Source organism: Streptomyces sp. NPDC019531 (assembly GCF_044903305.1).
Taxonomy (GTDB): Bacteria; Actinomycetota; Actinomycetes; order Streptomycetales; family Streptomycetaceae; genus Streptomyces.
The window spans coordinates 1-4,123 of sequence record NZ_JBJDQL010000115.1 but is presented as its reverse complement, the minus strand read 5'-3'; the positions used below and the strand labels follow the sequence as shown (position 1 = coordinate 4,123).

5 protein-coding genes are annotated in these 4,123 nt (G+C 70.4%); 4 read left to right on the top strand and 1 reads right to left on the bottom strand.

The window, feature by feature from the left end; genetic code table 11:
* Positions 1-99: CoA transferase (locus ACI2L1_RS44960; RefSeq protein ID WP_404745270.1), on the bottom strand; the 99-nt coding region annotated here is incomplete at its 3' end.
* Between the two features lie 140 nt (positions 100-239).
* Here ACI2L1_RS44960 and sucC point away from each other — a divergent pair.
* The 4 genes from sucC to ACI2L1_RS44940 form a co-directional block, all read left to right on the top strand.
* Positions 240-1,370 (top strand): ADP-forming succinate--CoA ligase subunit beta, encoded by a 1,131-nt coding sequence (gene sucC / locus ACI2L1_RS44955; RefSeq protein ID WP_404745268.1) that lies wholly within the window; start codon positions 240-242, stop codon positions 1,368-1,370.
* An 11-nt stretch (positions 1,371-1,381) separates the two neighbouring features.
* Positions 1,382-2,281 carry a succinate--CoA ligase subunit alpha gene (gene sucD / locus ACI2L1_RS44950; RefSeq protein ID WP_404745267.1) on the top strand — a complete coding sequence of 300 codons (900 nt, stop codon included), beginning with the start codon at positions 1,382-1,384 and terminating at the stop codon, positions 2,279-2,281.
* Positions 2,282-2,389: 108 nt separating this feature from the next.
* Positions 2,390-3,946, top strand: coding sequence for an aldehyde dehydrogenase family protein (locus ACI2L1_RS44945; protein WP_404745266.1), 1,557 nt, complete (start codon positions 2,390-2,392; stop codon positions 3,944-3,946).
* An 81-nt stretch (positions 3,947-4,027) separates the two neighbouring features.
* Positions 4,028-4,123 (top strand): CoA transferase (locus ACI2L1_RS44940; RefSeq protein WP_404745269.1); only part of this gene is annotated, 96 nt, incomplete at its 3' end.

Below are 4,123 nucleotides of genomic sequence, written 5' to 3'. Positions count from 1 at the left end.
ATCCGCACCCAGCCATCCCAGCAACTGCGTCGCCGACGGCCCCGACTGCACATGCGTCATATCCAGAACCCGCACACCCTCAAGCGCCAACGTCGTCATGGATCACCTCACGGCCATGTTTGGCACATTGCATACAGTCGACGAATACTGTATGAAGATTGTTATCCCGCATCCGATGGGTGATGTCCAGGGGGCGTGCAGCACTTTTGAGTCGTGCACTGTGAGACGGGAGCCCAAGCATGGACCTGTACGAGCACGAAGCCCGGGGAGTCTTCGAAGAACACGGAATCCCGGTGCCGCGGGCCGAGGTCACCGACTCGCCCCAGGAGGCCCGTGCGATCGCCCGCAGGCTCGGCGGCAGCGTCGTCGTCAAGGCGCAGGTCAAGACCGGAGGCCGGGGAAAGGCGGGCGGCGTGCGGCTCGCAGCCGACCCGGCCGAGGCCGAACGGACGGCCCGCCGGATCCTCGGCATGGACATCAAGGGGCACACGGTCGGCACCGTCATGCTGGCCCAACCCGCCGACATCGACACCGAGTTCTACGTCGCCTACGTCCTCGACCGCGCCGCGGGCCGCTTCCTCGCCATCGCCTCGGCGGAGGGCGGCACGGAGATAGAGGAGGTCGCCGCCGTCCGCCCGGAGGTCGTCGCCCGTATCCCCGTCGACCCCGCCGAAGGCGTCACCTCGGCGAAGGCGGCCGAGATCGCCGACGCCGCCGGACTGCCACCGCAGTCCGTCGACGTTCTCGTACGACTGTGGGAGGTGCTGGTCCGCCATGACGCCGTCCTCGTCGAGGTCAACCCGCTCGTCCGCACCCGGCAGGGCCGGCTCCTCGCCCTCGACGGCAAGGTCACCCTCGACGACAACGCCCGCTTCCGACAGGCCCGTTGGGGTGCCGAGACCATCGCGTACGACGATCCGCTGGAGGCCGCTGCCGCCGCCAAGGGCCTCAACTACGTCAAGCTCGACGGCGAGGTCGGCATCATCGGCAACGGCGCCGGACTGGTCATGTCGACCCTTGACGTGGTCGCCGGTTGCGGAGCCCGACCCGCCAACTTCCTCGACATCGGCGGCGGTGCCTCGGCCCGGGTCATGGCCGACGGACTGGCGGTCATCCTCTCCGACCCGGCCGTGAAGTCCGTGTTCGTCAATGTCTTCGGTGGGATCACCGCCTGCGACGCGGTCGCCGACGGCATCGTGCAGGCCCTGGACTCAGTCCGGTTGACCAAGCCGCTCGTCGTGCGCCTCGACGGCAACAACGCCGCCCGCGGCCGGGCCGTCCTCGACGAGCACGCCCATCCGCTCGTCCAGCAGGCCACCACCATGGACGGCGCCGCCCGCCGCGCCGCCGAACTCGCCAACGCCGATTGAAGGAGCGGGACATGGCCATCTTCCTGACCAAGGAGTCCAGGGTCCTCGTCCAGGGCATGACCGGCGGCGAGGGCATGAAACACACCCGGCGCATGCTCGCGGCCGGCACCAACGTGGTCGGCGGGGTCAACCCGCGCAAGGCAGGCCACACCGTCGACTTCGACGACCGCCGAGTACCGGTCCACGGCTCGGTGGCCGAGGCAATCCGCGCCACCGGAGCCGACGTCAGCGTCGTCTTCGTACCACCCGCCTTCGCCAAGACGGCAGTTGTCGAGGCCGCCGATGCCGGGATCGGCCTCGCCGTCGTCATCACCGAGGGCATCCCGGTGCACGACTCCGTCGCCTTCACCGCGTATGCCAACGAGAAGGGCACCCGGGTCATCGGCCCCAACTGCCCCGGCCTGATCACCCCCGGCCAGTCCAACGCCGGCATCATCCCGGCGGACATCAGCAGGGCCGGACGTATCGGACTGGTGTCCAAGTCGGGCACACTCACCTACCAACTCATGTACGAGCTGCGCGACATCGGCTTCTCCACCTGTGTCGGCATCGGTGGAGACCCCGTCGTCGGCACCTCCCACATCGACTGCCTGGCCGCCTTCCAGGACGACCCCGACACCGAACTGATCGTCCTCATCGGGGAGATCGGCGGCGACGCCGAGGAACGGGCGGCCGCGTACATCCGCGAGCACGTCACCAAGCCGGTCGTCGGCTACATCGCCGGCTTCACCGCGCCCGAGGGCCGGACCATGGGCCACGCCGGCGCCATCGTGTCCGGTTCGGCGGGCACGGCCCAGGCGAAGAAGGAGGCGCTGGAGGCGGTCGGCGTCAAGGTCGGCGACACCCCGACCGAGACGGCCCGCCTCGTGCTCTCCCTGCTGGACACGGTCCGCGAGCCCTCTCAGGCCTGACCCGGAACCACACAGCGGCGGACGGAGACCCCTCCGGCGCCGCTGCGTCCCCACCCCAAAAAAAGAAGTACCCCGCCCCCGACTGTGCACCGAGAGCGGAGACACCACATGACAACCACCCTCGACTCCACCCAACTCGTGCTGAAGTCCGGTACGTCCTGGGACGACGCCTGGCAACGCTGCCTCGCCGTCGCCCCCGAGGCCTTCCGGGACGACCGCGTCCTCAACCTATGGAACTCCGCCTGGCGGGCCGACGGCCGTGCCCTGCCCGCCACCAGCCCCGTCGACGGCAGCCCGATCGCCGGCCCGCCGCGCCTGGACCGGGACGCCGCCCACCAGGCCGTCCGCGCCTCCCTCGACCAGCACCGCGCCTGGCGGCACATCCGGCTCGAAGAGCGCCGGGCCCGTGTCGCCGCCACCCTCGACGCCCTCACCCAGCACCGCGAACTCCTCGCGCTCCTGCTGGTCTGGGAGATCGGCAAACCGTGGCGGCTCGCGCAGGCGGATGTCGACCGCGCCATTGACGGGGTGCGCTGGTACGTCGACGGCATCGAGCCGATGATCGAGGGCCGGGCCCCGCTGGACGGCCCGGTGTCCAACATCGCGAGCTGGAACTACCCGATGAGCGTGCTCGTTCACGCAATGCTGGTACAGGCCCTGGCGGGCAACGCGGTCATCGCCAAGACCCCGACCGACGGCGGCGTCGCCTGTCTCACCCTGGCCTGCGCGCTCGCCGCCCGCGAGGGAATTCCCGTCACCCTCGTCAGCGGCAGCGGGGGAGAGCTGTCCGAGGCGCTGGTGCGGGCGCCCGAGATCGGCTGTGTCTCCTTCGTCGGTGGCCGCGACACCGGCGCCGCCGTCGCCACGGCCGTCGCCGACCTCGGCAAGCGCCATGTACTCGAACAGGAGGGACTCAACACCTGGGGCATCTGGAACCACTCCGACTGGGACGCCCTGACCGCCGTCATCCCCAAGCTCTTCGACTACGGCAAGCAGCGCTGCACCGCCTACCCGCGCTTCGTCGTCCAGCGCGAACTCTTCGACGAGTTCCTGGCGGCCTACCTCCCGGCGGTGCGCACCCTGCGCCTCGGACACCCGCTCGCCGTCGCGCACCCCGACGACCCCTACCCGGCACTGGACTTCGGGCCGGTGATCAACGCGGCCAAGGCGAAGGAACTGCGTGACCAGGTCGCCGAGGCCATCGACCGCGGAGCCGTCCCCGTACACCGCGGCAACGAGGCCGACGCCCGCTTCCTGCCCGGCCAGGACACCTCGGCGTACGTCCAGCCCGTCACCCTTCTGGGCCCGCCCCCGTCCTCACCGCTGCACCACGCGGAACCCTTCGGCCCGGTCGACACCATCGTCCTGGTCGACACCGAGGCGGAACTGCTGGCCGCGATGAACGCCTCCAACGGCGCGCTGGTCGCCACCCTGTCCACCGACGACCGGGCCACCTTCGACCGACTCGCCCCGCAGATCCGCGCCTTCAAGGTCGGTCACGGCAAGCCACGTTCCCGCGGCGACCGCGACGAGCTGTTCGGCGGGTTAGGGGCCTCCTGGCACGGCGCCTTCGTCGGCGGCGAGCTGCTGGTGCGCGCGGTCACCCAGGGCCCGGCCGGCGAGCGACTGCCCGGGAACTTCCCCGAGTACCAGCTGATGCCGTAGGCGCGTCCGGGCGGCGTCCGCGAAGGGGCGGCCGCCCGGACACCGGCGAACACACGACGAAGCAGAGATGGGGTGACGAGCATGACGTTGGCGCTTGAGGGTGTGCGGGTTCTGGATATGACGCATGTGCAGTCGGGGCCGTCGGCGACGCAGTTGCTGGCGTGGCTGGGTGCGGAC